Here is a 26,271-nt window from a genome sequence, read left to right as displayed (position 1 = left end):
GTAACAAGACTGCACCTGATCATCAAGGGACTCATCAAAACTGCACAGCGAGAATCGCCGCGTTCAGCAACTTGGCGGGTACTATACCTAGCAACGTCACAATCACGACGAGGATTACACCCAGTGCCGCGATGCCCCTCTCAAAGTGAAAGACGGGGCGGTTTTCAGGCTCGGTAAAGTAAATGACACGGGCCACCGTCAGATAGTAATAAATGCCTATGGCGGTGTTAATGGCGGTAATGACCACCAACGTCAGGAATCCGCTTTTTAGTGCCTCATTTAATAGTAGCCACTTCCCCATAAACCCGGCAAAGGGCGGGATACCGGCCAACGCAAACATACTAGAGGCCAATATAAAAGCGGCCAGCGGGTTACGCTTGTGCAGGCCGGACAGATCATCAAGGGTCACATTCTCTCCAGCTTTTGACATCTGACAGATCACCAGAAAAGCCGCCAAACTCATGACAACAAAACCAAAAATATAGAACATCGATACCGCATAACCACTTTTCTGCAAAGTCACCAGCCCCAACATCACATAACCTGCATGGGCAATACTCGAATACCCCAACATACGTTTGAGGTCTTTCTGAACCAAGGCAGCCAGATTACCGAAAAACATGGAGCCAATCGCAGCGACCGTAATCACCAGACTCAATGCCTCATTCGAGGATTGGGCGCACATGAGGAACCGGATCAATACGGCCACCACCGCCACCTTGGGTACACCGGCAATAAAGGCTGTCGTTTCGTTTGACGCCCCCTGATACACATCCGGTGCCCACAGGTGCATGGGAAAGGCTGCCAACTTGAAGAAAAGTCCTGCCAGAATAAGTATCATCCCAACCAGTACTGCAGGTTCACCCCAATGTTGAACCAATGCGGGCCCGATTTCGCTGAAATACGTGGAGCCTGTCATCCCATAAAGATAACTCATCCCGAACAATAGAAAACCTGTGGCGACAATACCGAACATCACATACTTTGCCGCTGATTCCATCTGCATACGTAACCCCGGTTGTTCCCGGCGCAGGGGCACCAGCAGGTACAGGGAATAGGATGAGAGTTCCAGGGCGATAAACAGGGTGATCAACTCCACCGCGCTCACCAACAAGGTTAACCCCAGTGAACCCAACAGCAAAAACAGGAAGTATTCAGGCCGAACCTCGGCCCGGATATCCTTCAACTTGTTTCCGAACAGGACCACCGCCAACAATCCCAAGGCAATGAACACCTTGAAAAGCTGTGAGAAAAGGTCCACTCGGTATGCCTGGCAAAACAGATCCCCCGCCAAACACAGGGTTGCGACACTGGACACCAAGGTCAGCAGAGCGGTAATCAACGCAGTACCCGTGGCCAACCGGACACGCCCCTCGCCCAGGCAAACACCAAAGGCTGCCAAGCTCCCGAAGATGAGCACCAGTTCAGGCATAAATAAAATCGGATTCATCGTTTCGTGCATTCCTTCCGCAAATTACATTCCCAAGCCCAATTGGACTTGCATGAGCAGATGTTGGACGCTCACATGCAGCACATTCAAAAACGGAGCGGGCGCCAGACCGATCCACAGAACAAATGCCACTAAAGGCGCCAGCGTAATCATCTCGCGCCAGTTCAAATCCTTAAGGTACGAGGTGTCCGGGTTATTCGTTCCGCCCCAAATCACCCGCTGCAACATGCGCAGCATATAGGCCGCACTCAAAATCACGCCGGGGATAACGATCCAGCCGAGCTTCATGGAATAAGCAAAGCCTCCGACCAGTACCATAAATTCGCCCACAAAACTGTTCGTGCCCGGGAAGGCCAATGAAGAAAGCCCGAAGATTGTCAGCATCGTCACATACACCGGCATTACTTTTCCGATACCGGTCGCATTGGCCAACTCCCGACTATGGGTACGCTCATAAATCATACCCACGCAGAGGAACAAGGCCCCTGTGGTGATGCCATGGTTGATCATCTGCAGGATCGCACCTTCGATGCCACTGATATTCAAAACAAAAATCCCCAGGGTAACAAATCCCATGTGCGCCACACTCGAATAGGCCACCAGTTTCTTCATGTCACTTTGGGCTAACGCCGTGAATCCGCCGTAAATGATGCCAGCCGCAGAAAGCGCCAGCACATAGGGGGCAAACGCCTGAACGCCGAGCGGCGTCATGGGCAGACAGAATCGCAGGAAACCATAGGCGCCCATCTTCAGCAGCACACTGGCCAGCAGCACGCTTCCGGCAGTCGGCGCCTCCACATGCGCCGCAGGCAACCACGTATGGAACGGAAACATCGGGACCTTCACGGCAAAGGCTACAAAAAATGCCAGAAACACCCAGCATTGCAGCGTAAAGGAATAAGGCTGATTCATCAGCTCGGGAATTGAGAACGTATGCGGCTGACTATGCAGGTACAACGCGATTACGGCCACCGGCATCAACACCGAACCAGCCAAAGTGTACAAGAAGAACTTGACCGATGCATAGATCTTCCGCGGCCCGCCCCAGATTCCGATCAACAGGAACATCGGAATCAACATCGCCTCCCAGAAGATGTAGAACAGTACAAAATCCAGTGCCATAAAGACACCCAACATGGCCGTCTCCATGATCAGAATACAGGCCATGAACTCCTTGACACGGGTTCCGATGGCGCGCCATGAACACAGAATGCATAACGGCATCAGCAGGGTGGTCAACAAAACCAGCAAAAGGCTGATCCCATCAATGCCCAGCGCATAATGAATGTTCAACGAAGGAATCCACGCGACTTTTTCGCAGAATTGGTATGACGCCGTCGTAATGTCAAAAGCGGCATAAAGCGGCAGTGATAACACCGCCGTCACCAACGTCACCCCCAACGCCCAGACTTTGGCGGGACTGTCCCCCTTGAGAAACGGTAACAATAGCACTCCTGCCAGAGGCAGAAATGTCAGCAAACTTAAAATCGGCCACTGGCCATTTGTATAAAAACCCATAGCTTACCTCAACGTCATCGCTGTCAACGCATAGGTCAACAACATCACCACGACCACCACGACCGCGCTGAAGATATTGAACTGAAGATTTCTTGTCTGCATGTGGCGAACACGATCCCCCAGATAACGCACTGAGAGCGCTACCCCATCCACCACACCATCAATCACACGCCCATCAAACCACGAGGATACCCGGGCCAACGACATCGTCCAGGCCAGTCCACAGAACCGGTAGAACTCGCTCACCCACTCATCCACCGCCTGGGCCGGTACACGGGACACCCAAGCCACCCCGCGTCCACCCATCCGATAAAACCAGTCCATATCCAGACTGATCGTCGCCTCTGGTTTCAGCTTCTTGATGAAGAGGAAAAAGCCGAGGGCTGTGAATAACAGGATCTGAAGTGTTTCAGATACGTGGTAGGCGGTATACGGATGATAATCCACTTCAAACGGAAGCTTGTCGTAAAGGTACGGCGTATAACACCCGATGAAAATGCACATGAATGACATCAACGCCATGGCCGCGCACATGTTCCAAGGTGGATCCTTCGCGATTTCCCAGGTCTCCTTACTGCAGTTATTCTTACCGAACCAGATAAAGTACGGAACTTTCAACCCGGTATGAAGAAACGTTCCTGCCGATGCCAACATCAGGAGGAATGCCGCCGTCATCTTGTGTTCTTCAAACCCAGCCGCCACAATCATCGACTTACTGACAAATCCGCTGAAGAGCGGGAAGGCCGAAATTGACAGTCCCCCAATCAAGGTAAAGACAAACGCCCAGGGCATTTTCTTATAGAGCCCGCCCAACTCGGAAAACTTACTCTTGCCGGTCATATGCAAAACTGAGCCCGTTCCCATAAACAGGAGTCCCTTATAGAGAATGTGGGCAAAGGCATGTGCGCAGGCACCATTGATCGCCATCTGGGTTCCAATCCCCACGCCGGCAACCATATAACCGACCTGGCTAATAATGTGATAAGCCAGCAAGCGACGGGCATCGTTTTCAAGAACGGCATAAACCACACCGTACAGAGCCATACAGACACCCAATACCACCAGAATCTCCATTCCAGCAAAACCACGGCAGAGCGCATAGACAGCCGTCTTAGTCGTGAACGCGCACATGAACACGGAACCTGTGACAGTCGCTTCACCATAGGCATCCGGCAACCACGCATGCAGAGGCGGCACTGCGGCATTCAGGATGAACCCGATCATGATCAGATAGGTGGAAAGATCGGGATTAAGCACATCCAACTGGGTAAACGTGAGATCCCCGCCCGTGGCGTGGTAACGAAGCAGGATGCCTGCCAGCAAGGCCAGGCCACCAGCCACATGCACCAATAAATACCGGAAGCCCGCACCCAGTGATTGCGGGCGCCGACGCAACCAGATCAGGAACACCGAGGAGAACGCCATCAATTCCCAGAACAGGAACAGCGTCATGAAATCGCCGGCGTAAATGACGCCCAGCGAACCGGCGACATAAACCCAGGCGGCAGAATGCTGCGCGGACTCTTTGACATGCAGGGCATACAAACTGCCCAGCAGGCACATCAGAGACATGATGTAGCCGAATACCTGCGCCAACTTGTCAACACGACCGAACGTCAATGTAAGATCGAGGAATTTGACGGTGCCATGAAGCCCTTGATCCGCTCCCATATTGATAACCTGGGCAAATACAAGTGCCGGTACAAGCAGCAACCAGATGGACCGTGCCCGTCCGCGCAACAATGGCATCACGATGGCGCCCACAATCAGGATCAGCGCCGGATGTAGCCAGAACTCATTCATCGCCATAATAATCTTCCCGTTTCATAATACCCTGGTGTCCGAACCACTTGGATACAAAAATAATAAGAACGCAGGCAACAAAGCCGAATGCCGCCCAGAAGCCAGGAATATGCTCGGCTTTCGTGTGGGCATGCTCCTTATCCACCAACAGCCAATCACCCACCACGAGCAAGGCCAGTACCACGCAGCTCACCACAATAACGACCTTCAGGTGGTTGCGCAGAAAATCGATCAAGGCGACAATCTTCATACGAACACTCCCTTTATGAGATTGAGGAAAAAGTCGGGATAAATACCTACCGCCACTGAGAGTGACGCAGTAATCAGCAACGGCACCACCATGGTTAGCGGGGCTTCCCTCACCCCGTCATACGCATGGGGATCGGCGGGCTTACCGAAAAATGCAGAATACACAACTGGCGCAAAATATCCGATATTCAGGATCGTACTAAGCAACAACACCACCACGATCCCGATTTGTGCGGCATCCATGGCACCCACCAAAAGGAACCACTTGCTGATGAATCCCCCCACTGGCGGCACGCCAATCATGCTCAATGCCGCTATACCGAATGCCGCAAAGGTAAACGGCATCACGCGCCCCAGGCCTTTCATGTCGGAAATATCTTTTTTATGCGATGCCACATAAATGGCGCCAGCACAGAAGAACAGGGTGATCTTGGCGAAGGCATGATTGACGATATGAACAATACCGCCTTCAATCCCCACCGGTGTCAGCAAAGCCACACCCAAAATTACATAGGATAACTGGCTCACCGTGGAATAGGCCAACCGCGCCTTCAGGTTGTTCTTACTCAAGGCGATCAACGATGCCGCCAGAATCGTAAATGACACAAAATAAGCCGTGGGAATCCCCAGATTGAAGTCATCCATCTTGACCACGCCGAACAGGAACAACATCACGCGCGTCGTGGAGAACACACCGACTTTAACAACGGCAACGGCATGCAACAACGCGCTCACGGGCGTGGGGGCCACCATCGCGCCGGGCAACCAGCTATGGAAGGGCATGATGCCGTTCTTGGCAAAGCCCAGAATCAGGCAGATGTAGGTAATCGTCACCATCACGCGGCTGGCATCCGACGGAAAAATGCCATCTCTGATGTTGAGTGAAAAATCAAGTGTTCCGCAGAGGACATAGGTCATGATCATGGCCGGCAGCACCAACCCCTTGGCGGTGGCCGTCAGATAGGTCAGATACTTGCGAGCGCCCTCATACCCTTCCTGGTCCTGATGATGAGCCACCAGCGGATAAGTGCTGATGCTGACAATTTCGTAGAACAGGTAGAGCGTAAAAAGGTTATCCGAGAAGGCACAGCCGATGGCGCCAAAAAGAGCCAGCGCAAAGCAGGCATTGAAGCGGGTCTGGGCATGCTCATGCGAGCCCCGCATGTAGCCCATCGAATAAATGACCGTCACCATCCATAGGGAAGAAGCAACGAGCGCGAAGACCATGGAAAAGGCATCCGCCCGCAACGTCACGCTAACACCGGGTAGAATACTGAAAAGATGATAGACCAACTTTTCACCAGCCAGCACGGCAGGCAGCAGGGAGACCACCGTACCGAACAAAATGGTCGCCGTGATAAACGAGCAGGTCTCGCGCACATTCGGGCGCTTGCCGGTAAGCATCACCGCCGCGGATCCGATCAGGGGCGCAAGAATTGCCAAAAGCAAACGCGGGGTTTCCATGGGAGCGGCCATCGTCATCCTTCCATCTCCTTCAGATCAGAGACATCAATGGAGTGATAATTACGATACACGGCAATCATAATGCTCAGCACAATAGCCGCCTCGGCTGCCGCAATCCCCATGATAAACAACGTAAAAGCTTGGCCGATCACCGGATCAGCCGCGCGGAAGTGGGCAAAAGCCATAAAATTAAGCGAGGCGCCCGCCAGAATCAACTCACCGGAGATCAACATTCCCACCAGTGTGCGATGTCGGATAAAACCAAAGAAACCGATGGCAAACATCAACACACCCACGGTCAGATACGCTGCCAGACTTCCAGGCGCCTGAATTATCAAATTGATGAGAGTCATGATTGAGTCCTCCGTCCCGACCGCGCAACGACCAGTGCCCCCAGAATGGCCAGCAGCAACACCACCGAGATCAGTTCAAACGCGAACCCAAAGCGAGTCAACAGCACTCGCCCAAGATCCTCGACTGTACCGGAATTAATCTGGACGGCCTTCGGCATCCAGTGTGTTCTGGCAATCACCATGATCAGGCCCACCGCCAGCATGCCCGCGACCAGAAAACTGGACAGCCCGATCGCAACATTTCGCGGCAGCATGGACGGCTCATCTTTGGGATCAGCCAGCATCAGCGCGAACATGATCGTGACGCAAATGGCTCCGATGTAAATCAATACCTGCATCAGTGCCAGAAACGGACTATTCAGGAAGACATACAGTCCCGCCAGCCCCATAAACGAAAGAACCAGCCCACTCACACAATATACCAGCCGCCGTGAGGCCGCCGCGATAACCGCACCAGTCAAAGTCACAGCCACCACCCCGATGAAAAGCAGGGATGAGGCCAGTGTGTTGAGCGTTGCAGGGGTCAAGTCAATCGTCATTTTTTCTCCAGCACGCGTTTTAGCAGATCCATCTTGTAATCTTCCTTCTTCCGGGAGGCCAGATTGTATTCCTTTGAAAAGTGAATCGCATCAAAGCTACAACTTTCCACGCAGAGTCCGCACAGACTGCAGGCCGTGAAATCAAGCGTATAGGAGGTCAGCGACTTGCGGGGCGCCCCTTCGGCCTTGGCCCCATCCAGTTTGATGCAGCCTGAGGGGCAGGCCCGCTGACACGCCATACAGACCACGCACTTGGGCTTGCCGGTTGCCTCATCACAGGTCAGATCAATGTGACCGCGATAGCGCGGAGTCATTTTAAGACTTTGCCGGGGATAGTGCACCGTCACGTTCGGGCGGAACCAGTGAAGGAAAGTAATCTTCATCCCCACGCACAGGGTATAAAGCCCGTAAAAAATTTCTTTGAAATAGGTAATCATCAGGTTAAGCCTAGTGGAATAGTTTTAGCATAAAGGCCGTCAGCAACAGGTTAACCAGCGCAAACGGAATAAGAATTTTCCACGACAAGTTCAGAAGCCCGTAAAACTGCGTGCGGGGAAACGACCAGCGCACCCAGATCACGGCAAAGCAAAGGACGTACATTTTGATCAGGAACCAATGGAGCCCAGGAAGCAGGCCAAAGGGGCAATCCCAGCCGCCAAGAAAGAGTATCGTGCCAACGCAGCACCCGACCATGATATTCAAATACTCGGCAACGAAAAACAGACCGAACCCCATCCCCGAATATTCCGTAAAGGCACCAGCCACGAGTTCACTTTCGGCCTCCACCATGTCGAAGGGCGCTCGATTTGTCTCCGCCAGCATACAGATAAAATAGATCAGGAAGGCGATCGGCATCATGATGCTAGCCTTCAGATTTAACACATTCCAGTGCCAAAATCCCCCCATCTGCTGTTCAACAATCGTGTGCAAGTTGAATGTGCGCGTGACGAACACCAGCGAAATCACGACTAATAACATGGGGATTTCGTAGGCAATGTTTTGCGCCACCACCCGCGCGGCCGCAATGCTCGAATACTTGTTATTCGAAGCCCAGCCGCCCAGCAGAATCGCAAACACCCCGAACGCACCGAACGCGAAGATCATCAGAAGTCCCAGATTGAAATTCCGGGGCACAATCATCTCACTGAACGGTATCGTCACCAGACACAGAACCCCCGGCACCACCACCATCACCGGTGCCAGCTTGAACATAATCAGATCGGCTCCCTGCGGGGTCAGGATCTGCTTACCCAAAAGCTTGATTCCGTCCGCCACCGGTTGCAACAGCCCCCACGGCCCCACTTCAATGGGGCCCGGCCGAAGCTGGAACCAAGAGGGAACTTTCCGCTCCACAAGGGTCAGGTACGCCGCATTAAGCAGCGCAAAGGCAAGAAAGCCGACCAAATAGAGGATCAGCCGCACCAATTCCATGATCATGTCACTCGACATTTCTAACCCACTCCCATCCTTAACGGTCTATATCCGGAATCACCAGATCAAAACTTCCCAGAAGCGCCAACGCATCCGGCAGCAACATCCCTGCTGAACATTCGCGGAACAGGCTCATGTTCGAGAAACAAGGTGAACGCAGTTTGAGACGATAGGCATTTTCCGAACCATCGCTCACCACCCGTACCCCGAAACTGCCCCGTGCCGACTCAACGTTGTAATAACAGTCGCCCTTGGCCAGCTTAAGGGTTCGCGGCACCTTCTCCGCCATGATGGGCCCGGCTGGCAGCGAATCGAGTGCCTGTTCAATAATCCGCATACTCTGAACCATCTCCTCAATACGCACCTTATAACGGGCCATGCAATCGCACTCAGTGAAAGACGGAATATCGAAATTGAATTTTAAATAGACCGAGTATGGTTCCACTTTGCGCACATCATAGGAAACCCCGGACCCGCGAATCACGGGCCCCGTGGCACCATACTTGCGGCAGGTCTCGGCCGATATGAGGCCAATCCCCTCCACCCGTTTACGGAAGATAATGTTCTTGGTAACAAAGGCATCATACATCGGCATCCGGGAGCGCAGACGGGTGATAAACGACCTTGTCCCTGCAACAAAGTCATCGTCAATATCATTACAGACGCCACCGAACCGGTAATAGCAGAAGGTCAAGCGCGCGCCGGTAACGGATTCAAGCAGGTCAAGAATCTGTTCGCGGTCATCAAAACAATACAGGAGCGGCGTGAACCCGCCTAGATCGACCAGAAAGGCACCCAGCCACAACAAATGGCTGGCGACACGATTCAGCTCCGAGGTGATCACACGGATATATTCAGCACGTTCCGGCACCGTAATCCCTGCCAACCGCTCCACCGCGCCCACATAACCATGGCCATTGAAAAGGGCCGCCACATAATCAATGCGACCGGTATTGGGCAGAAACTTCGCATAGGAGCGGTTTTCCCCCATCTTCTCATGCATGCGGTGCCCGTAACCAATCACCGGCTCCGCATCTACAATGTACTCACCATCCATGGTAAGCTTGATGCGCAACACACCATGAGTGGCTGGATGCTGGGGCCCCAAATTGAGTACAAACGTTTCGTTCAGAACACTTTGTGCGTCAATACTCACGCTGTAAAATCCTTTCGCAGCGGGTGAAAGCGGGCATCTTCCGGCAATAGTAACGGAATCAGTTGCGGATGCCCTAAAAAGATAATCCCAAAGAAATCATGGGTTTCTCGCTCATGCCAGTTGGCCCCGCCATAAATGTGGGAAATGGTCGGCAGTTCCGGCTTGTCACGGGAAATCCGGACCCGGACGGTCACTCGTTCACCTGAGTCGACATGGGTGAAATCATAGACCACTTCAAATTGACGTTCAGCCAGCCAATCAACCCCGGTGATCGCCTCAAGCATCCAGTTTGCCTCATCCAGGATTTTGACAGCCTCCACCACACGCTCTGCTGATACCGTCACATCCAGATCAATCCCCTTGGTCGCATGCGGGGTTTCGTTCACCAGTGGCACCGGAGCACCGGCCTCGGCGCCAACGACGGGCGCGGGGGTTCCGCGCACGGCAATCGCTTCAAACTTTGATTTCAGGGGGAGTATCTTCATGGGGTTTATCGGGCCTCCACGGTCGGGAAACAACGTTTGCCACGAAGCTTCTCCTCAAGCGTGAGGATCCCTTCGATCAAGGCCTCAGGCCGCGGAGGACAACCCGGCACATAAACATCCACAGGAATGAGCTTATCCACACCCTCGACAATGCCATATTGGCCGGGGAACTTAAAAGGGCCGCCGGAGATGGCACAATTTCCCATAGCCAGCACCCACTTGGGCTCAGGCATCTGATCATAAAGCGTCACCACCGCAGGCGCCATTTTGCGACTGATGGTTCCGCTCACGATCATCAGATCGCTCTGGCGCGGAGAAGGCCGGAAGACTTCACAGCCAAACCGGGCCATATCAAATCGAGAAGCACCTGTCGCCATCATCTCAATGGCACAGCAGGCCAACCCGAAAGTCATCGGCCACAGTGAATTGGCGCGAGCCATATTCAACACATCATCAAGCATTGCGAAGTGGATTAAGCCTGGGGGGACTTCAACTTGCTTTTCCATGAAAAAACGCCTTTCTTCCAAGCATAAACAATCACCAACGCCAGGATCCCGACAAAAAGCAGAACTTCTCCAAAATCCAACCAACCGGGGGTTTCGTTGTAGACAAGGGCTACAGGAAACAGGAAAAGGACGTCAACGGAGAACGCCACAAATATCAGTGCATAAAGATAATAAACGACCCCGTACCGGATCCAGGCATGCCCGATGGGCGCCACCCCGCACTCAATGCTCCGCAGGGTTTTCTGATAGACCGTCCGGGTACGCTTCGGTGCAAGCAACCAAGCCATCACCATGGCGCCAAGACCGATAACCAGTCCAGCCAAAAGGAAGGCCAGTAAATAAATTAAGCTCCAAACAACGGTATTGGTCATAAACAAAATTGCTCCGTCCCCCACCCACCCAACCAGCCATAAAAGCCGGAATTGATATCACTCCAATGGCACCAGATCAACAAAAAAAGGGAATTATTACTAATTCTATCAGTCTAATAGCCTACCCTCTATTTTGCCTTCTCTGAATCAAGGGTTCTTTCTGAAATTTTGCAGACAAGCCGGTCAAAGAGGTAACCGTGGAAGGGCAGGAAAATATACCAGTAGAGCTTCCCGTACCAGGTGTCCGTATCATAATAAGCAACCACCGAAAGCCGGTTGCCGTTGGCTTCAGGCTCAATACTGAACTTGAGCCAGGCGAATCCGGGTAGTTTCATCTCGGCCCGGAGCAATACCATCCGGTTCTTATGCAAAGACTCCACCCTCCAGAAATCGACCACATCATTCACACGCAAGGTGGATAAACTTCGCCGTCCACGTGTCGTGCCCACCCCCATAAGGAGCTTGTCCAGCATACCCCTGAGCCGCCACATCCAGTTTCCATGTGACCAACCTTCTTTGCCTCCGATCAGACAAACGGATCGGAACAGATCATGACTACTTCTCGCCGACACCACCGAGGCCGAAGCGGTAAATCGGGGAGGATGAGTCAGTTCATGCAGCTTGACACTATACTCATGATGGGGGGGATACGAATCTGACCACCGGGTATGTACTGAGTCCTGGGCTTCATGAACCAGGGCTTCCCGTACGGCATCCCTGTAGGGGATCTGACGAAATGGGATCAGCGTGGTAATTCGCGAGTCAAGACACACCACATCATTTCTCAGCCCCTCCATCAAACTGCGCGTGATCGGAGCGGGCACAGGAGTCAATAAGCCGCACATATACGCGTATAACCTGACATCTGACAGGAAAATTGGGATGAAAAGGCGCTTTTTTCCCAGCACCTCCGCAACGACCCGTAACATTTCCTCGTAGGATAGAATGTCGGGTCCTCCAATGTCATAGGACTGTCCGGCAGTTTCGGGACGCTCCAGCACGCCCACGAGATACCTGATGACATCCCGAATGCTGATCGGCTGGCATTTGGTACGCCCCCACCAGGGGATGGCGATCACAGCCAGTCGCCGGACAAGATGTTGAATGATTTCGTAGGAGGCGCTTCCGGACCCGATAATGACAGCGGCCCGCAGAACGGTCGTCGGGACGGTGCCATTACCCAATTCCATCGCCACATGCATCCGGCTCCGCAGGTGAGGCGAGAGAACCGTACGCACATCCCCCAGTCCTCCCAGATAGATAATGCGCGAAACCCCGTTCGCAGTGGCTGCAATCCTGAAGTTTAATGCATTGGCGTGATCAGAGGCTTCAAATTCTTTGGGGCCCAGTAACAGGGAATGAATCAAGTAGTAGGCCGAATGAATCCCCTTCAGGGCCGAGGTCAACGAGGCTACATCCGAGGCGTCAGCCACCACAATCTCCGCCTCGGGCCAGCGCTCGGCATGTTCCGGCGACGCCTTTCTGACCATGACGCGTACAGTATACCCGCGGGCAAGGAGCTCATGGATCAATCTGCCTCCAATGTACCCTGTTCCGCCAGTCACTAATATCGGACCATCAGAGGGCCGGGGTTGCGTCGGCAAATCGACACAATACAAGGGTTCATGACTGGCGCCGCCAACTCCATTGGATATCGCGTGCTTCAAACTCATGAATCACTTAGGAGTCATACATCCTGGAATTGAGACCAGGCTGAGCTCTTTATTGTTCATAGTGTTCGTTACCTATTGACACGGCCGGAGGCATTGCCCTTCATGAGTGCAAGAACCTCTTCTTTCGTCACATAATTGAAATCGCCCTTAATCGAATGCTTGAGACAGCTTGCGGCAGCCGCAAACGCCAGGGCTTTCTCCGGGACGCACAGGTCAGGATTATTGAGCCCATAAATCAGACCGGCGGCAAAAGAATCCCCGCCCCCGACCCTGTCCACAATGTTGGCAATATCATAGGGCGAATAGTCACCGTTCTCGTTAAGCGGTCCATAGCTGGCTTTGCCGGAATCCGCATCGAATAGCATCGCCCCCCATTTATTATGAGTTGCAGACAGGCTTTCACGCAGCGTAATGGCAATATATTTCGCCTTGGGAAATTTTGACGCGAGTTTGATGGCCACCTCCTTGTAGTCCGAGTAATCAATCACGCCTTTTTCGGCACTACTTTTACTTGAGTGGATCCCGAAAACATCGGCCGCATCTTCCTCGTTACCAATGATCAGGGTGGCAAGAGCTGTTATTTCGCTCATGCATTTTCCCGCCAATTCCTTGGACGTAGACCCTTTACCCCAATTCCATAATTTTTTCCGGAAATTAATATCCACCGAAACCGGGACTCCACGTTTCACCGCCTGAGCCGCAAATTCAAGCGTGGCAAGATACGCTTTTTCACTCAAGGCGGGCGTAATTCCGCTCAAATGAAGCCATTTGGCATCTCTAAGAATTCCCTCGTAATCATATTCCTCAGGGCCGGTCTGCGAAATGACGGAACCCTCGCGGTCATACACCACATTTGAGGCTCTTTGGTTGGCACCGGTCTCCACAAAATAGATACCCATTCTTCCTGACTTCTTGTAGTAAATTTTATCCACGCCGACACCGAGCGATTTCATCTGCGCGGCAAACGATTCCGAAACCGGGTTGTCCGGCAGGGCAGTCGCATATCTGGACTTTTCACCAAAAATCGCAAGAGAGGCACAGACATTCGCCTCGCCCCCTCCGAATGTGGCCTCCAGCGCTCCAGGCAATACCTGTTTCAAACGCATGAATTCCCGGGGGCAAAGCCTGAGCATCACTTCTCCAAAACCGACAATATATTTTGAACTCATTTATAGAATATCCTTACTTGTTACTCATCCATGTTTTTTTGTATTTAACAATAGCCCCTGAGCCCGCGCCACAGTTGTTTTAATACTGCCCCGCTTTTGCTCAACCCACGCGGACGCACGATCTCCATAAGTCTTTCGCATCGTTTCATCGGCAAGCAGCTGATCCAGTATCTCTCGCAACTCTGCCTCGGACCCAACCTGAATCAAGGCATCCGCCGCCTTAAACTCACGGACAATGTCCGCAAAGTTTTCCATATTCGGTCCGACCACCACGGGTCTTCCGCACACCGCAGGTTCAATGATGTTCTGGCCCCCATGCTGGGTCAAGCTCTTCCCGATAAAAATCACCGTCGCCGCCGTATACAAATGCTTCAATTCACCCGTGGTATCGACCAGTAACACCTCAGGTGACTCACCGTCAATGGCCGCGTCGGCCTTACTCCGCTGGACGAACTTGAGACCCCGCTGTGCGATCATCGCCACCACCTCTTCACGTCGCTCGGCATGGCGCGGAACCAATACCAGTTTCAAGCCGGCATGTAACGATTTCGCCTGCACGAAATATTCCAACAGGACATCCTCTTCACCCGGCCAGGTGGAGCCGCCCAGTAAAATCAAATCACCCGGGCCCATTCGTCCGGAGGCGAGAATCGCTGAAGCCGTCGCCAGGTCTCCGGGCTCCTTGAGTGCCACATCATACTTGGCACTACCCGTCTCCTGCACATGTTCCGGGGCGGCTCCAAGCGCCAGGTATCGGTCCCGGTCTTGCGGACCTTGAACACAAAGATGATCCACCATTCTCAGTAAGGGGGTAAAGAGCCAGCGGAGTCGGTGATAACCTTTAAAGGACCTGTCGGACATGCGACCATTGATCAATAACACAGGAATGCCCCGTGCCTTACTCATCCGGATCAGGTTCGGCCAGAACTCACATTCCGTCAGTACCAGCATTTTCGGGTTAAGCAGGCATAGCACACGCCGAATGACCCAGTGAAAATCAACCGGAAAATACACCAGGACATCCACTTTGTTTAAAGCCTTTGACGCCAGGGTGTGCGCCGTGGAAGTATTGACGGTCATTACAAACGCAATGTCAGGTTGAACCTGCCGCCATTCCTCCATAAACCGGAGCGCCACATAGGTTTCCCCCACACTCACAGCGTGCACCCAGACTCGGGGTCGTTCACGGATGCGAGCCTTCAGCCCGACGTCATAGATCCCCAACCGTTGCATGAATCCTTTAGCGTAACCACCCCGACGACACATCCTGAACAGAAAATAGGGCAACATCGCCAGAAACAAAACTGGAAACAATAAATTGTAAATCAGCCAAATCATAATATTTCACCAAAACCCTGCTTACTCCTCTTCCCACTGCTCACTGCCCACTGCTTACTGCCCACTGCTTACTGCCCACTGCTTACTGCCCACTGCTTACTGCCCCCTGTCATCTACGCTCGTGGATGCGCATCATCGTATACTTTCTTCAATTTTTCCACCGTTACATGCGTATAGATCTGGGTGGTCGAAAGGCTAGCATGGCCCAGGAGTTCCTGCACACTGCGCAAATCGGCTCCAGCATCCAACATGTGGGTTGCAAAGGAATGGCGTAACGAATGGGGTGAAATATCGGGATTCAGGTTGGCGCCAAGCAGGTATTTCTTCAACAACCGCTCAACAGACCGGCTTGTCAGCTTGCCCCCATGCACATTCAGAAAGAGCGGACGGTCGTTCGGGCGCCGCCGTTCGATCTCCGGCCAAAGTTCATTGCGAAGCGCCAGCGAAACACGCAGAGCCTTGGCCGCCGGCCGCCCCAGGGCGCACAGTCGTTCCTTTTTGCCTTTTCCCCGCACCTGCACGACCCCGCTCAACGAGTCCACCTGCGGCTCCAGCAGACTCACAATTTCAGTAATACGCCCGCCGGTGCTATACAGGACTTCGAGAAGAGCCTGATCGCGCAAGGCGCAATATTCCACAAGCTTTCGCTCCCGGACCTGCGTGGGCTTTTTGACATCCCCCCACAACTTCATGGGCATTTCCAGCAGTCGGTTGATCTCATCACGTGACAGGAAATTCGGAAGCTTTTTGGCACGCTTAGGGGCCTTCAACCCGGCGAACGGATTCAACGCCACCATCGACTCGCGCTCCATAAATTTATAGAACGCTCGCAAACTGGATAATTTTCGGGACGTGGTGGTGGCTTCACTCCCCCGCTTCTGAAAATCGACCAGAAAGGCACGCGCTTTAAACCGATCCACGGTCCCCCAGGCATAGGGGGGTAGTGCATCACCCGTCCAGGCGAACTGGACAAACTGGGCGATATCCATGATATAATTAACAATGGTATGGCGTGAGGCATTCCGTTCATGTTCCAAATGCGCGGCATACTGCGACACACAGGGGTCGTCTGTCATCATGGCTCCCCCCTTCCCTGCCCCTCCGGGCGCAGAGACAGCGGAAGCCGAGGGAATGTGGTCAGGTTTGCGGGTTAGAGATTGATCTTTTGGTTCCATGACCGGACTCATAAATGTTCTTCCACTTTCAGTATACGGTAATGTTGGAGGGGGCCTCCGCCGCAAGGCAAGGCCAACCTTGCGATTATAGGACTCTGGGGAAAGCACCAATGCGGGACGGTGGCCCGCCTGCTCATGACCAGCCTGCGGAGTGAACGAAAGCCAGACGATATCGCCACGTTTCGGGCAATTGGACTTTTGTGATCATGCTATTCATCTCCTCGTGTATCTACTATAAAGATACGCTCCTAGTTATGTGACTACAAGCTAAACATGATCTTTCTGGTGTTTGGGATTGGCTTTTATGAAATCTCCCGTAGTTTTGGGTGACACGCATCCTTGACCCCGTTATATGATTAGTTTAAATTAATAAACCTTACTTGGGTGATCAATTCAGTTCATGAAGAGACTCGCACTAATATCACTGTTTTTGTTTGCTTATCTACTGTCCTGTTCTGCAGAACGACAAGAATGGAACGAACGCGCCCGCGTCATGTATCCCTCTGGCAATCTGACACTAACCGCCCGCTGGAATGCTGACAACGGACTGCGTCTCCGACTGACCCCCACGAATTCCATTAACTCTGTAATCCTGAATCTGAACCCCAAAAAGCCTTTTATTCAGTTTGAACCCAAAGATTGTTATCCCCAGGTTCCCATTGATGTATCGCAGTTCAATTTGGATACATTTCCCACCGGCAACAGGGAGTCCATCCAAGTGACAATCAAGTTCAGGCAGGAAACCTGGAGCATCTACATCGGGGACCGACCGATCATCGTGTTGCCCGCACCATTCCACCCTCCCGCCATCGTTTACCAATCGTCCGATACTCTGCCCACCACACTAAAGATGGAACCCCGCTTCCAAAAGACAGACGACTTCGTTTTCCACGATGATTTTCTAGTGTCCGAAGGCGACGAAAATGAACTGGCCGCATGGGAAGTGCAATCTGGCATATGGGACCTGCATTCCGTGGTGGACGACTTTACTCCAGGCCAACCTCGCAGAATCAAGGATAGGTCTAATGCCAGAGCCAACGAAAAAACCAACGAAAAAGCCAAACGCAAGCCCACCGCCTCCATGAGCCCCAACTTCTACTCGTTGCAGGGCTCCGGCACCAATGCCGTTCTGATAACCGGCTATGACTTCTACGACTCCTATACAATTGAAGGAGCCTTGCAAATCGGTTATGGCGAGGGAGGGCTGGTGTTCGACTGCACCGACTCGGGGGGATACCATGCCTTCACCGTTCAACCAGGCGATGATTCCGATACCGTCCGTTTGAGCCTCTGGAACACTGATTTTTCCAACGCCACCTCACGCACCGAACTGGCGGCTGCCACCACCGAAATCATGAACGGGCAATGGGTCAGGCTTAAGGTTCGCACCTTCCAGAATCGGATACAGTGCTTTGTCGACAAAACCAAGATCATAGACATTCCCGCAGAACTGCCGGTGGGCGGGCGCTTCGGGCTGTTCGCCGATTCGGACGTCCCGCTGCTTTTCGACGACGTTACCGCTCACTCGAATCACGATCTGGACTTTCTCGGGTTGAATGACATCCATCGCCACACGGTGGCCGAAAACGGGCAATTCTTTCCCCGCCGCGGATTCTTCAGCCTCTTTGCGCCTCGGGCGACCCCTTTTCTCTCACCTCCCCGGTCCAGTGCTCCGCAATGGTTGATTGTCGGGGCCACTTCTCATGGAGCGCATGTTTTCTCCACAGAGTTCACATCTCTCGATGCTTCCTGTAACATCGGCCTCATTGCCGGTTATGTCAGCAGTAATCACCCTTACCTGCGCTTTACCTGCCGCCGCACCGCCGCCGTCGAGACGTTTCGACTCGAAACCGTCAGCCCCACCAACGCCACCACTCTAAAGGAGTTGAGTCTGCCACGGTTCCCCTTGACGGCGGATACGCCTGAAACCATCAACCTCATGTGTGATGCCACATCAGGAAACGAACTTCGGTGTTATCGGAACAAGGAACTGGTTCTTGTGCATCACACTCCAACACCCGTCGGAGGAGCCTCAGGGCTCTATGTCGGGCCGGACAACAAAGTGCAAATTGCCCATCCTGAGTATAATTTCGAGCGGTCCGATCTTTACACGGATCAGTTTGAAAAGAACACCATCTTCGTTACTGATAATTTCATGCGCCACTGGTCATCCCCCGAAGGCCAGTGGAACGATGTGACCAATGGCACCGTCTGGTATAAAGGCGACGTCTTCGGACGCGTGTCAGTGCATATGCCGCTGGTCGACAATTCCACGGTTCATTTAGGCGTGGCGGACGGTGCCACGACCGGCGAATGGGTGGTTACCGTCACGAATCAGATCCTTTCGATAAAACAAGGCTCAGAACTGACGACATCGATAGCCCCTGTCGCCGCCATCCCCACCAATCGCATCACAGGCTTCGTTGGTTTGGCGACCAATAATGTCGTTGGCTACACCATTCACGCAGAGGGACTATGGATCTGGCTGACGAGTGGAAAAGAGTTGCTCTTTGAACACTCCTTGCCCGCGCCATTACAAGGGCGCCACATTATGATCAAAGGCTTTTCCACGGCAAAGTTGGCCTCCAGTCTGGTGGAACGGTACAACGTAAAGGATTTCCTCTTTAAGGAGTCACTCCACGAATGGACTCGCAACGGCGGCCGCTGGGAGATCATCAACCGGTTCAACTGCGATCCGCGCTGGTCGCACATGAACGGAGAATCCTCCAATACCCTGGCAGCAATCTGGAGCAAATACCGGTTCCGTGGTGACTTCTGCGTGGAAATGTACGCTGGCACCCGCCACGCCTACGAGAGCACCCCCGGGGATTTTAACCTGACGGTCATGAATCGCGATACAACCCCGAGCCAAGGGTACACCGTTACCTGTTCCGGCTGGGATTATGACCTGTCACGTCTCTACACCAAGCTTTATCGTAACGGTGAAATGTTGACCCAGTCCGACGCTTACTGTGCCCCGCGTGTCAGGGAGGGTGGCAAACGCAAGGTGCATCTCCCGCTGATAGGTACTAATCGCGATGTTCATGGGGCCTGGTACTATATTAAGTTCCGTCGCACCGGCAAGAAACTTGAGTTTTATTTCGACAACGAACTGATCTTCAGCGCCACCGATCCTGAGCCACTCAGCGAAGGCTCCATGGGCGTCTGGACGTTCATGAATTCCATCATGGTGGCACGAGTCAAGATCGCCGCGGAATCAGTCACCCCGCGACCCGTCACCTTCAAGCCGGTAGCCCTACGCAGTATTCTCACCCCTGCCGGCCCCACCCCGGCGACCACCAACCATCCCTCAACACCGCTCGCCTCAAACAGTGACCGCACAACGGGCCCCATGGATCGGGACTCGTGGGAAGTTGATGACCCGGTCTCACAGGCTCGCCTCGACTGGATGACTCCAACCAACTCCAGTCCCTATTTCGCGGTAACAAGCATTCTTGGCAGCGGTTCCCTTTTGACCCGCTGCACACTCCCCCCAGTCCCCTATTCCAGTCTTGCAGGCTGGCGTTTCGACGTCAAACGAACCGATCGGGGTCAGTTCAATCTGTATTATTCCATCGGCCGCCGCAACACCCAGGGAACCTATACACCGGAACGATTCTATTTCCACCAATTATCGGGTGAAAGTTTTTCAAAGGGCAAGTATCAACTAACAGGACAAACGGCTGTGCCAGGAAGCGCCCCCATCAATGGAATTACTGCATGGCACACCAACGGAAACTGGACGACCGCAACGGCTTGGATCCCTGTTGCAGACTGGGCCGCATCTATCAACGACTCCAACGTCCTCGTCAAGATTGAAGGATTGGGCAACCTACAAGCCGGTTACATCGTACAAGGGCTGACAGGCAACGGGCCTGGCGAAGGCTACGCGATCAAAAACTTCGCCTCCATCCCGCACCATGCCGCAACGACACAGCCTCTCTCATGTGCATGGAGCAAACAGCAACCAGACACCATCGAATTCCGGTCAACATCCGGTTCACCCGACCGTGCCCTTGCCGGCGCAACCGTCACCATTGCATCAACCAGTGCTTACACACGATTTCTGCCACCCAATACTCTGGAGGCCTCTGTGCCACGTGTGAGCGACGCCGCCACCGGACCCGTCTCGAATCTCATAGTCAAAGTTGTCCATGGTACCAACACCTGTGTATTCGCCTTGAAATGGGCTGACGCCACGCAGCGCACACCCCCAATGCTCCTGAAATTGGATGGCATCAGCCCGCTGATTGAATCATTCGAATCGCGTAAAGTCTGCGGTAGACAACCCTCTCAACGCACCCTGATATCCGATTGCGACCCCGTCCAACAAAGTTTCCTAACCACATATAATCAGGGCACTGCGCAACGCCTGAGTAGCTATTTCGAGGCTCCCCTGCCGTTCGCCCGGTATCCAGTGGTGCAGTTCCGGTATCGCGGAACATCCATGGCCCGAGTGTCGCTCGACTGTGGGTCGGTTGGCCCCGTCCGCCTGAGCGAACCGGACGGACCGGCGCGCGGGGTTCGTGGTGCCGGCAACCTGATCTTGGACAACCAGTGGCACACCTGGTGGGGACTAGTCACCGATGCATTGATCGAGAAGCCCTGCCAACCGGGGGTATTCAACGCGAGCGGACTCCGGTTCGGCTCGGTCAACAGTGTTGACCAAACCGGCCTATACACGGAACTCAGCTTGGACGACCTGATGGCGGGACCCTCCGTGGCAAAGGACGAACAACTGGCCTTCACCCCGCACTACTTTGATTTTGAGGGTGTCACAAAGGTTCAAATGGCACTCCGAAACGGCCCGGAGGACTACCCGTCCCTGAATTCCGCCCAATGCGCGGATCTCATTTGGCGCGACATCCCTAACAATCAACAGACTATGCCTGACATCAAATCCCTGAGAAATGGCTTGGCGCACATTTTCCTCAAAGCCGCGAATTACAGGGACGCCGTTTCGCCGGTCACATCGATCCCATTCTTGATAGACCGAACGCCTCCATCCGCTACCGGTACCTTTGAACCAGCCACCAACGCCATGGGCAACGGTTCCTCTCTGTGCGTAAAATTCAAGACGGATGGCGAGGCCCCTCTGGATATGGAAGCGCTTAAACTCAAATGGAACGATACCATCGTCCCCATCACTCACACGCTGGGCTCAACCCTAAGCCATTCAACTAATTACGACATCCTCGCGTTGAACTGGTCACTTATTTTCCGCCAACAATTGAATCAGGCGGACTCCGGCCAAGCCTTTAAAATCATCCTGTCGGAAATCAAGGATGGTGCGGGGAACGTCTTGCCCGACCTGGAATTCCCTCGCCGGATCAATTACGCTGCCGATCATACGCCCCCAACAGTGCTGTCTGCCTCTTATCCCTCGAACATATTCTGGACAACGGTCAGCGCAAGAATGGCAGAAACTAATCCTCCCTTTACCTCACTAGCCGGCGGGACTACAACCTTGGAATGCCAACTGGGCGAAGCTCCCTATCTTTCGCTGGTATCCGGAACTTCAACCGGAGCCATGACGCATGTGTTTTCCCCAAAATGGAACGTTCAGCGTTACCCCTTTCTCGCGTTTCAACTGCGACACCCCGTATTGATCTCTAACGAAAATCCCCGCGTCGCTATCATTCTGGAGACTGAAACGACCAATACGTTTAAATTTAGTCTGTCTGAAATTCCAGCGGACGCCATTCTCCAGGCCCCTCCCCGACCCTTGACTTGGGCCTCAAATGCCTGGCAATCATTCATCATTGATGCGGGCAAACTTCTCAAAAACCAGTTGCCGGCAGGATCTACGAACCAGTTTGTAGTAAAAAACCTGACCTTCATCTCTGACGGCAATGACAAACGCTTCCGGCAGCAACTGCAAAGCGTATTTGTCTTTGCCCCATGGAGTCCCACTGACCTGATAGAAATGGACGCCTATGATGAGAGTGGTATCGCCGGAATCCAATGGGAAAACACACTACAGACAAACGGCATGAGTCTGACGCCCTACTCCTTGCCCGCATCGGTTAAAGAAACCGGATGGCTGACATTGCGCGTACGGGATAAAGCTGGCAATCTATCCATGCCGCTGCATGTAGTGATTTTCGGCCGAGAACAGGAAAATAAATAATGGTTACAAAAGTCAAAATCCCAAAACTGACCGAAAACGACGAAGAACAGGCAATCACCGCCTGGCTGAAAAAAAAGGGAGAGTACGTCAATAAGGGAGATCCGCTGATCGAACTGTCCACTAGTAAGGTGGCATTCGAGTTGGAAGCACCACGCTCGGGAGTGTTGCTTGCAACACTGGCCGAAGTGAAGAGTAGTCTCCCGGCAGGATACGTTGTCGCCCTTATCGGAGACACGATCGACAGTTTGCCTGATGTGAGCGCCTCTAACCGCCGTCTGATGGAGACGCTAACACGGAAGGTTCAAAACGTTTCCTTGGAAAAAGGCAAACAAGCCGGAGCCGTGACCGGCGCACTCCGGGCCACTCCCGCCGCACGCCGACTCGCCCGTGAACACGGAACGGATCTCGCACTGGTGCAGGCTAAGTACAAGGTGGAGGTAATCACTGAAAACGTGCTGAACAAATACCTGATGGAGAAGAAGTAACCCAAAACATCTCATGAAACTAAAAGGTAAAGTGGCCATTGTAACCGGTGGTGCGCGTGGTATTGGCCGGGCCGTGGCATTGGCACTGGGAACCGAAGGCGTCCATGTGGTGGTGAACTACGTTAATCAGGCGGCGGCCGCCGAGGAAGTCGCCGTCCTTATCCGCGGTTTTGGCCAACAGGCCCTTCCCTTCAAGGCTGATGTGCGTCATCTGGATCAGGTCAAAGCTATGATTGAACAGACAAAGCAAGCACTGGGACGGGTGGATATCCTGGTAAATAACGCGGGAATTATCCGCGATAACTACGTCACCTTCATGAAGGACGAGGAGTGGAACGACGTGCTGGACGTTGATTTGAAAGGGGCCTATCACTGCATCAAGGCGGTGGGCCGCGAGATGATCCGGCAGAAGTCCGGACGCATCATCAACATCTCCTCTGACGCCGGACTGATGGGCGACATGATGCGCGCCAATTATGCATCAGCCAAGGCCGGCCTGATCGGGTTGACAAAATCCGTGGCGCGGGAATTCGCTCCCTCTGGCATCACGGTTAACGCCGTGTCCCCCGGTATTATCGAAACAGACCTGATTGCCGGCATGTCGGCAACACGCCGAACGAAGCAACTGGAGCGCATTCCCCAGGGTCGCTTCGGTCAACCCGATGAAGTCGCCCGTGTCGTCGCCTTCCTCGCCTCAGACGAAGCGCACTACATCACCGGCCAAGTTCTGTGTGTGGATGGAGGGCTGCACATTTGAAAACAATCGTCGTCACAGGGATGGGTGCTGTATCACCGTATGGAATCGGAGTGCCGCGCCTGTGGGAGGCCTTATGCAACGGTGAATCGGCCATCGGGGACCTGACCCGGTTCGACCTCAAGGATTTCGCCTATACACGGGGCGGAGAAATTCGCGATTTTCACCTGCCACAGGACTGCGCCGCAACAGGCGCAAATACCGACCTTGCCACGCAGTTCATGTTGGCGGCGGCGGCAGAGGCGCTTCGGGATGGCGTCCCTGACCCGGCCGAAACCGGAGTGGTGCTTGCCACTAATTTCGGCGGCATCATCTCCGGCGAAAATGTCATTACCGACCTGTCAGGCAAGGACACGGCACAACCGTCAGACTATTCAGAATCTTTGTTCCAGTCCTGCGCTGACCATGTCGCCAAACAATGGCATCTCGGCGGCCCCCGCTTCGTGTTGTCTCTATCGTGTGCCTCAGGCACGGCGGCGATCGGTTACGGGATGGACCTCATCCGGCATGGACATGCCAAAGCCGTGCTGACAGGCGGGTACGACGCCCTGTCCCGATTCGCCTGGAGCGGGTTGAGTGCCCTGCGAACCATGACCAAAGACGCGCTTCGCCCGTTTGATAAGAACCGCTCCGGTACGCTGTTCAGTGAAGGCGCAGGAGCCCTGCTGCTTGAAGACGCGGAATCCGCCCGCAAACGCGGGGCCACGATCTATGCCGAGATCGCGGGATACGGGGCCAATAACAACGCCTTTCACATGACCGCTCCGGCCAAAGAGGGAGCGGGTTCAGCCGCCGTCATGCAGATGGCACTCCACGACGCACGAATGAAACCGGAGGAAATTGACCACATCAACGCCCATGGCACCGGAACCAAACCCAATGATGTCACCGAGACACAGGCCATCAAAAAAGTATTCGGTACGCACGCCTATGCGATGCCCATTACCTCAATCAAGTCGTCATCCGGCCACATGCTGGGCGCAGCCGGCAGTATCGAGGCCATCGCCTCGATCCTGTCGATCAGGAACCGGGTGATCCCGCCGACCACAAACTACCGCGATCCGGATCCTGAATGCGATCTGCCCTGTGTCGCCAATGTCAAAAAGAGCATGGACCTCCGGGCTGTCCTGTCAAACTCGGCGGGCATCGGCGGCTGTAATGCGGCCGTGATTTTCCGGAGGGCAGAATGAAAACCAGGGAAGATAAAGGCGTGTTCATTACAGGGGTGGGACCAGTCAGTTCCATCGGCATCGGACGAGAAGCGTTCATGGAGGGCGTACGCCGCTACCGGAGCGGCATCGGACAATTTGCCGCCGAGATCAGCGATTTCAACGTGGTGGACTACCTGGAAACTGAAAAAGCCTATCTGGACCGCGCTTCACAACTCGCCTTTGCGGGCATGAGCCTGGCGATTGAAGATGCCAATCTTGACCTTAAGAATATGGATCGCTCCTCCATGGGCTTGATTCTGGGTTCCGCAACCGGCTGTCTCGCAAGCACCCAGCTCTTCTTCACCGATTACCTCGAGAAAGGCCCCCGCTTTGTCAAACCGATACTCTTCCCCCATGCCTACGCCAACACCACCATCAGCCTGCTGGCAATCGAGTATGGCCTGAATGGCTATCATCTCAATTTATCATCCGGGGCCACGTCTTCATCCGGCGCACTTTTGCAGGCTTATGACATGGTCCGGACGGGCCGGTGCCCGCTGGTCTTCGCCGGCGGGTTCGAAGCCCTGAGCCCGATGCTCCTGCGGGGAACTGAATTGAATGATGACCAACAAGGATTCATGCCGGGCGAAGGCGCCGGAATAGTCGTGCTGGAGAATGCCGACCACGCCCGGCAACGCGGTGCCGTTGTTCAGGGAGAGATTCTGGGCGGCGGTATGACGGGAGGAGACATCCGTAAGGCCATGCATCTTGCCTGCCGCAGTCTCGCCCAAAGGGAAGACGAGGTAACAGGCCTTTCAGCAGCAACCCCGGGCGGTGATCTTGATCCGGTGGAAATGGCTGCCATCAGGGAATTCCAAGGCGACAGACCGGAACGAATGCCCGTGAACCTCCTCAAGGCCATACTGGGCGAGACGTCGGGCGCCGACGCGGCGTTACGCGTGATCGCCGCATTGAATGCAAAAAACCACGGTGTCACACTGGTCAACTCCATTGATCCGGGCGGTAACGTGGTGTGTCTGGCTGTGCGTGGCATGGACTCCGGAACCTGAA

At 53.8% G+C, this 26,271-nt stretch carries 22 protein-coding genes; 5 read left to right on the top strand and 17 right to left on the bottom strand.

Annotated features, from left to right (window positions below; genetic code table 11):
• Positions 1-34: 34 nt before the first annotated feature.
• The 17 genes from WCI03_05295 to WCI03_05215 form a co-directional block, all read right to left on the bottom strand.
• Positions 35-1,450, bottom strand: coding sequence for an NADH-quinone oxidoreductase subunit N (locus WCI03_05295; protein ID MEI8139268.1), 1,416 nt, complete (start codon positions 1,448-1,450; stop codon positions 35-37).
• A 24-nt stretch (positions 1,451-1,474) separates the two neighbouring features.
• Entirely contained in the window at positions 1,475-2,968 is a 1,494-nt protein-coding gene (locus tag WCI03_05290; protein MEI8139267.1) for an NADH-quinone oxidoreductase subunit M, read from the bottom strand.
• Between the two features lie 3 nt (positions 2,969-2,971).
• Entirely contained in the window at positions 2,972-4,777 is a 1,806-nt protein-coding gene (locus tag WCI03_05285) for a Na(+)/H(+) antiporter subunit D (GenBank protein ID MEI8139266.1), read from the bottom strand.
• Positions 4,764-5,021, bottom strand: a complete 258-nt coding sequence (locus WCI03_05280; GenBank protein MEI8139265.1) for a hypothetical protein — start codon at positions 5,019-5,021, stop codon at positions 4,764-4,766. Before WCI03_05280 ends, WCI03_05285 begins: the two co-directional genes overlap by 14 nt.
• On the bottom strand, positions 5,018-6,502 hold the full coding sequence (locus WCI03_05275; protein ID MEI8139264.1) for a monovalent cation/H+ antiporter subunit D family protein: 1,485 nt from the start codon (positions 6,500-6,502) through the stop codon (positions 5,018-5,020). The genes WCI03_05280 and WCI03_05275 overlap by 4 nt, the downstream gene beginning before the upstream one ends.
• The gene (nuoK, locus tag WCI03_05270; GenBank protein ID MEI8139263.1) at positions 6,499-6,837 is read right to left on the bottom strand and encodes an NADH-quinone oxidoreductase subunit NuoK; all 339 of its coding nucleotides are present in this window, start codon (positions 6,835-6,837) and stop codon (positions 6,499-6,501) included. The genes WCI03_05275 and nuoK overlap by 4 nt, the downstream gene beginning before the upstream one ends.
• Positions 6,834-7,376, bottom strand: a complete 543-nt coding sequence (locus WCI03_05265; GenBank protein MEI8139262.1) for an NADH-quinone oxidoreductase subunit J — start codon at positions 7,374-7,376, stop codon at positions 6,834-6,836. The genes nuoK and WCI03_05265 overlap by 4 nt, the downstream gene beginning before the upstream one ends.
• Complete coding sequence (locus WCI03_05260) at positions 7,373-7,813, bottom strand: 4Fe-4S dicluster domain-containing protein (protein ID MEI8139261.1); 441 nt, start codon at positions 7,811-7,813, stop codon at positions 7,373-7,375. Before WCI03_05260 ends, WCI03_05265 begins: the two co-directional genes overlap by 4 nt.
• A 10-nt stretch (positions 7,814-7,823) precedes the next feature.
• Positions 7,824-8,825, bottom strand: a complete 1,002-nt coding sequence (gene nuoH / locus WCI03_05255) for an NADH-quinone oxidoreductase subunit NuoH (protein MEI8139260.1) — start codon at positions 8,823-8,825, stop codon at positions 7,824-7,826.
• A 19-nt stretch (positions 8,826-8,844) separates the two neighbouring features.
• Positions 8,845-9,963: an NADH-quinone oxidoreductase subunit D gene (locus WCI03_05250; GenBank protein ID MEI8139259.1), complete on the bottom strand. Its 1,119-nt coding sequence runs from the start codon at positions 9,961-9,963 to the stop codon at positions 8,845-8,847.
• Complete coding sequence (locus WCI03_05245; GenBank protein MEI8139258.1) at positions 9,960-10,448, bottom strand: NADH-quinone oxidoreductase subunit C; 489 nt, start codon at positions 10,446-10,448, stop codon at positions 9,960-9,962. Before WCI03_05245 ends, WCI03_05250 begins: the two co-directional genes overlap by 4 nt.
• 5 nt (positions 10,449-10,453) lie before the next feature.
• On the bottom strand, positions 10,454-10,954 hold the full coding sequence (nuoB, locus tag WCI03_05240; GenBank protein MEI8139257.1) for an NADH-quinone oxidoreductase subunit NuoB: 501 nt from the start codon (positions 10,952-10,954) through the stop codon (positions 10,454-10,456).
• On the bottom strand, positions 10,921-11,325 hold the full coding sequence (locus WCI03_05235) for an NADH-quinone oxidoreductase subunit A (GenBank protein MEI8139256.1): 405 nt from the start codon (positions 11,323-11,325) through the stop codon (positions 10,921-10,923). Before WCI03_05235 ends, nuoB begins: the two co-directional genes overlap by 34 nt.
• A gap of 128 nt (positions 11,326-11,453) precedes the next feature.
• Positions 11,454-12,998 (bottom strand): DUF2867 domain-containing protein, encoded by a 1,545-nt coding sequence (locus WCI03_05230; protein ID MEI8139255.1) that lies wholly within the window; start codon positions 12,996-12,998, stop codon positions 11,454-11,456.
• A gap of 68 nt (positions 12,999-13,066) precedes the next feature.
• Positions 13,067-14,167, bottom strand: coding sequence for a sugar kinase (locus tag WCI03_05225; GenBank protein MEI8139254.1), 1,101 nt, complete (start codon positions 14,165-14,167; stop codon positions 13,067-13,069).
• Between the two features lie 24 nt (positions 14,168-14,191).
• Positions 14,192-15,505: a 3-deoxy-D-manno-octulosonic acid transferase gene (locus WCI03_05220; protein ID MEI8139253.1), complete on the bottom strand. Its 1,314-nt coding sequence runs from the start codon at positions 15,503-15,505 to the stop codon at positions 14,192-14,194.
• 113 nt (positions 15,506-15,618) lie between these two features.
• Positions 15,619-16,584 carry a tyrosine recombinase gene (locus WCI03_05215; protein MEI8139252.1) on the bottom strand — a complete coding sequence of 322 codons (966 nt, stop codon included), beginning with the start codon at positions 16,582-16,584 and terminating at the stop codon, positions 15,619-15,621.
• A gap of 496 nt (positions 16,585-17,080) precedes the next feature.
• On the opposite strand from WCI03_05215, the gene WCI03_05210 reads away from it, so the two are divergent.
• From WCI03_05210 to WCI03_05190, 5 genes are read left to right on the top strand one after another with little or no spacing between them, the layout of a single operon-like run.
• A complete protein-coding gene (locus WCI03_05210) occupies positions 17,081-22,810 on the top strand; it encodes a hypothetical protein (protein MEI8139251.1) in 5,730 nt (1,909 codons plus the stop codon).
• Positions 22,810-23,295: a biotin/lipoyl-containing protein gene (locus tag WCI03_05205; GenBank protein MEI8139250.1), complete on the top strand. Its 486-nt coding sequence runs from the start codon at positions 22,810-22,812 to the stop codon at positions 23,293-23,295. The genes WCI03_05210 and WCI03_05205 overlap by 1 nt, the downstream gene beginning before the upstream one ends.
• Positions 23,296-23,308: 13 nt before the next feature.
• Complete coding sequence (locus tag WCI03_05200; protein ID MEI8139249.1) at positions 23,309-24,052, top strand: beta-ketoacyl-ACP reductase; 744 nt, start codon at positions 23,309-23,311, stop codon at positions 24,050-24,052.
• Entirely contained in the window at positions 24,049-25,239 is a 1,191-nt protein-coding gene (locus WCI03_05195) for a beta-ketoacyl-[acyl-carrier-protein] synthase family protein (protein MEI8139248.1), read from the top strand. The genes WCI03_05200 and WCI03_05195 overlap by 4 nt, the downstream gene beginning before the upstream one ends.
• Entirely contained in the window at positions 25,236-26,270 is a 1,035-nt protein-coding gene (locus WCI03_05190; protein MEI8139247.1) for a beta-ketoacyl synthase N-terminal-like domain-containing protein, read from the top strand. The genes WCI03_05195 and WCI03_05190 overlap by 4 nt, the downstream gene beginning before the upstream one ends.
• The last annotated feature ends 1 nt before the right edge of the window (position 26,271 follow it).

This window comes from bacterium (assembly GCA_037143175.1).
In the GTDB taxonomy this organism is placed as follows: Bacteria; Verrucomicrobiota; Kiritimatiellia; order CAIKKV01; family CAITUY01; genus JAABPW01.
Note: the sequence above shows the minus strand (reverse complement) of the source record. Positions and strands in the feature narration are given on the sequence as shown.

Bases quoted from the DNA above. Each gene is read 5' to 3' on its own strand.
- WCI03_05295 (MEI8139268.1), bottom strand. From the start codon at position 1,450: ATGAATCCGATTTTATTTATGCCTGAACTGGTGCTCATCTTCGGGAGC.
- WCI03_05290 (MEI8139267.1), bottom strand. From the start codon at position 2,968: ATGGGTTTTTATACAAATGGCCAGTGGCCGATTTTAAGTTTGCTGACA.
- WCI03_05285 (MEI8139266.1), bottom strand. From the start codon at position 4,777: ATGGCGATGAATGAGTTCTGGCTACATCCGGCGCTGATCCTGATTGTG.
- WCI03_05280 (MEI8139265.1), bottom strand. From the start codon at position 5,021: ATGAAGATTGTCGCCTTGATCGATTTTCTGCGCAACCACCTGAAGGTC.
- WCI03_05275 (MEI8139264.1), bottom strand. From the start codon at position 6,502: ATGACGATGGCCGCTCCCATGGAAACCCCGCGTTTGCTTTTGGCAATT.
- nuoK (MEI8139263.1), bottom strand. From the start codon at position 6,837: ATGACTCTCATCAATTTGATAATTCAGGCGCCTGGAAGTCTGGCAGCG.
- WCI03_05265 (MEI8139262.1), bottom strand. From the start codon at position 7,376: ATGACGATTGACTTGACCCCTGCAACGCTCAACACACTGGCCTCATCC.
- WCI03_05260 (MEI8139261.1), bottom strand. From the start codon at position 7,813: ATGATTACCTATTTCAAAGAAATTTTTTACGGGCTTTATACCCTGTGC.
- nuoH (MEI8139260.1), bottom strand. From the start codon at position 8,825: ATGTCGAGTGACATGATCATGGAATTGGTGCGGCTGATCCTCTATTTG.
- WCI03_05245 (MEI8139258.1), bottom strand. From the start codon at position 10,448: ATGAAGATACTCCCCCTGAAATCAAAGTTTGAAGCGATTGCCGTGCGC.
- nuoB (MEI8139257.1), bottom strand. From the start codon at position 10,954: ATGGAAAAGCAAGTTGAAGTCCCCCCAGGCTTAATCCACTTCGCAATG.
- WCI03_05235 (MEI8139256.1), bottom strand. From the start codon at position 11,325: ATGACCAATACCGTTGTTTGGAGCTTAATTTATTTACTGGCCTTCCTT.
- WCI03_05230 (MEI8139255.1), bottom strand. From the start codon at position 12,998: ATGAGTTTGAAGCACGCGATATCCAATGGAGTTGGCGGCGCCAGTCAT.
- WCI03_05225 (MEI8139254.1), bottom strand. From the start codon at position 14,167: ATGAGTTCAAAATATATTGTCGGTTTTGGAGAAGTGATGCTCAGGCTT.
- WCI03_05220 (MEI8139253.1), bottom strand. From the start codon at position 15,505: ATGATTTGGCTGATTTACAATTTATTGTTTCCAGTTTTGTTTCTGGCG.
- WCI03_05215 (MEI8139252.1), bottom strand. From the start codon at position 16,584: ATGATGACAGACGACCCCTGTGTGTCGCAGTATGCCGCGCATTTGGAA.
- WCI03_05210 (MEI8139251.1), top strand. From the start codon at position 17,081: ATGAAGAGACTCGCACTAATATCACTGTTTTTGTTTGCTTATCTACTG.
- WCI03_05205 (MEI8139250.1), top strand. From the start codon at position 22,810: ATGGTTACAAAAGTCAAAATCCCAAAACTGACCGAAAACGACGAAGAA.
- WCI03_05200 (MEI8139249.1), top strand. From the start codon at position 23,309: ATGAAACTAAAAGGTAAAGTGGCCATTGTAACCGGTGGTGCGCGTGGT.
- WCI03_05190 (MEI8139247.1), top strand. From the start codon at position 25,236: ATGAAAACCAGGGAAGATAAAGGCGTGTTCATTACAGGGGTGGGACCA.